We start from the raw sequence: 2,880 nt of genomic DNA on the forward strand, positions 1-2,880 counted from the left end.
GCGGTTGGTACGGGACAAGAGCACATCGAAACAACACGATGACATTTAGATAAGGAGACGATCATGAAAACACAAATCCTTCAGGCACTGGCCGCATTGGCTCTGATCACAACTTCCGCAACCGCACAGGACAGCCCGATGGACAACCATACCGCCAGCTATATCGCCATGCCTGCCGCTGAAGGCCAAACAAAGGCCTTCGCTAAGTTTCTGGCCGGGGCTGCGCCAATCGTAAAAAAGACCGAGCCGGGTACCGTGCTTTGGTTTGCTCTGCAAGCCGACGATACGCTCGCGATCTTCGATATCTTCGTGGATAAAGACGCGCGTAACGCACATTTCTCCGGTGCTGTCGCCGGTGCCTTAAACGAAAACGCTGACGTGCTGGTCGCCGGGGGATGGGACGATGGCGTTGTCGCGAATATTTACAACTCAAGTGTTCTGTCTGTGAAAGCGCCCGTTGATCTCTACACAGCAACAACCGCAACATACATCAATCTCGAAGCGGCACCTGGCAAAGGCCCCGAATTGGCAGCCTTGCTGACCGCAGCCGGCCCCATTGTCGCCGATACCGAACCGGAAACACTGTTTTGGGCCGCGTTGCAAATTGATGAGAACAGTTTCGCTATCTTTGATATCTTTGCCAACAACGCAGGACGCAAGGCACACTTCGCCGGTCAAGTCGCTGGGTTGCTGAACAAAAAAGCTTCAGAACTGGTCTCTGGCGGATGGGATGACGGTGTGGTGGCGAATATCAACAACTTCGATATACTCGCCATCAAGTAAGCAACAGTCTCTGCAATACTTGAAGCGCCCGGCACATCTGCGCCGGGCACTTCATTTCTTTTTGCTTGGGATTGCATCCTGAAGCGGACGTTCATTCGCGCTGCAATACCACACAAGCCTTTGAGCCCTTAAGTGACAGCTACCGTAACCAGCTCAGTTTAGCCCACTACCTTTGTGACTGCACGTACAAGGCCGTTATGAACGGCATTGGGTACGTGCCCGAACAAACGACAGGGTCCACTTTGGAGCTATGCGCACCCAGGTTCAGGCCCAACTCTGGGTGCGACTCTTAGCGGCATTTCACCGTCTAAGGGGTCTTTTTGCTGTTAACGAAGGACTACTTGAGATCGTAGGTCCGCAGTGCGCCGCAGCTTGCATCGGACGATCAGTTACCAGTGCGGAGCCAGTTCTGAAGGCAAGGCCGTCGCCGACATCTGTCAAACACGCCTACGAGATGGGTACATCGCGATCGCATCGAACTAAAGCGTTTCGAGGAAAGTTTGAGTCGGCAGGATTCCGTTTTGGTTTGATTTGTGATTCACCCTTTATGGGAGGATCGAGAACATGCCAGGACCGTTGCCAAAGGAACTCCGGGACCGTTTTGCGCGTTTGATCGAAGAAGGGCTTTCAGGTCGAGAGGCATCGCGCCGTCTTCAGGTCTCAGCCGCCACAGGCGCGCGTTGGAGGCGGAAAATACACGCGTCTGGCACGGCCCCAATTGCCCCGATGGGGCGTCCACCGGGCAGCGGAAAGTTAGTACCGCATGTCATGTTCTTCCGCGAGTTGGTGGCTCAGGATTGAATCGCCCCGAGTTTGTCGGAGACCATCAACTTAAGTAAGGATGATTGTTATGACAAAAAGCAAAATGGCAAATCGCTACTCACCTGAGGTCCGCGCGCGTGCGGTTAGGATGGTGTTTGAACATCAAGGTTCGTATGAAACGCAGGCGGGCGCGATTGCGGCCATTGCACCCAAGATCGGCTGTATTCCCCAGACCTTGAGCGGATGTGTCAAGCAGGCCGAGAAAGACAGCGGCATGCGCGACGGCGTGACGACCGAGGAACGCGACCGTATCAAGGCGCTTGAACGTGAAAACCGGGAGCTGCGCCAGGCGAATGAGATCCTGCGCAAAGCGTCAGCATATTTTGCGCAGGCGGAACTCGACCGCCCACTGAAGCGATGATCGCTTTCATTGAAGATCAGCGCGTTATCTACGGCGTCGAGTCGATCTGCAGGGTTCTGCCGATCGCGCCGTCGACATACTACCATCAGCTTGCATGCTGCGCTGATCCTTCCAAAGCTTCGGCGCGGCATCAGCGCGACACAGAGCTGCGTCGGGAAATCAAACGGGTCTGGGATGAGAATTACCAGGTCTACGGGGTCCGTAAGGCATGGCATCAGCTGAAGCGGGAGGGCTTTGATCTGGCGCGTTGCACGGTGGAGCGGCTGATGAAACAGATCGGCATCCGTGGGGCTGTGCGCGGCAAGGTGGTCAAAACAACCGTCCCTGACACGTCAGCGCCTTGTCCGCGTGACAAGGTGAACCGCGTGTTCCGAGCACCAGCCCCGAACCTTCTCTGGGTCAGTGATTTTACCTACGTGTCGACATGGCAGGGTTTTGTCTATGTAGCTTTTGTCATCGACACATTCGCTGATCGCATCGTTGGCTGGCGGGTCTCGCGGTCTGCCAAAACTGACTTTGTTCTCGATGCTCTTGAACAGGCCCTGCATGATCGGCGGCCTGTTCAGAAAGCGGGATTGATCCATCATTCGGATCGCGGCGGGCAATATTTATCCATTCGCTATACCGAGCGTTTGGCCGAAGCAGGCATTGAACCATCGGTCGGCAGCGTCGGGGATTCCTACGACAACGCGCTCGCTGAAACTATAAACGGTCTCTACAAAACCGAGCTGGTTCATCGTCAGGGCCCGTGGCGCAACATGCAGGATCTGGAAATGGCCACCCTCGGCTGGGTCGATTGGTTCAACAACCGGCGCCTGCTTGGCCCCATCGGAAACATCCCGCCAGCAGAGGCTGAACAGAACTTCTATGCACAGCACGACGTGCTCGATATGGTCGCATGAAATGAAGCTATA

At 55.3% G+C, this 2,880-nt stretch carries 3 protein-coding genes and 1 other annotated feature; all 3 genes read left to right on the plus strand.

Annotated elements, in window-relative coordinates; genetic code table 11:
* Positions 1–63: 63 nt before the first annotated feature.
* The 3 genes from ACFWW2_RS01485 to ACFWW2_RS01495 all read left to right on the plus strand — a co-directional run bounded on the left by ACFWW2_RS01485 (position 64) and on the right by ACFWW2_RS01495 (position 2,868).
* The gene (locus ACFWW2_RS01485; protein WP_393925589.1) at positions 64–783 is read left to right on the plus strand and encodes a putative quinol monooxygenase; all 720 of its coding nucleotides are present in this window, start codon (positions 64–66) and stop codon (positions 781–783) included.
* Between the two features lie 564 nt (positions 784–1,347).
* A complete protein-coding gene (locus ACFWW2_RS01490) occupies positions 1,348–1,584 on the plus strand; it encodes a helix-turn-helix domain-containing protein (RefSeq protein ID WP_393925590.1) in 237 nt (78 codons plus the stop codon).
* A 49-nt stretch (positions 1,585–1,633) separates the two neighbouring features.
* Positions 1,634–2,868, plus strand: a protein-coding gene (locus ACFWW2_RS01495; protein ID WP_393925591.1) for an IS3 family transposase whose coding sequence is annotated in 2 segments (ribosomal slippage) — positions 1,634–1,928 and positions 1,928–2,868 — 1,236 coding nt in all. Because the reading frame shifts where the segments join, the coding sequence is not laid out codon by codon here.
* Positions 1,921–2,037 (plus strand) — a sequence feature (AL1L pseudoknot). It overlaps the preceding gene by 117 nt.
* Positions 2,869–2,880: the final 12 nt, after the last annotated feature.

It is taken from the genome of Yoonia sp. R2-816, assembly GCF_046762905.1.
Lineage (GTDB): Bacteria > Pseudomonadota > Alphaproteobacteria > Rhodobacterales > Rhodobacteraceae > Yoonia.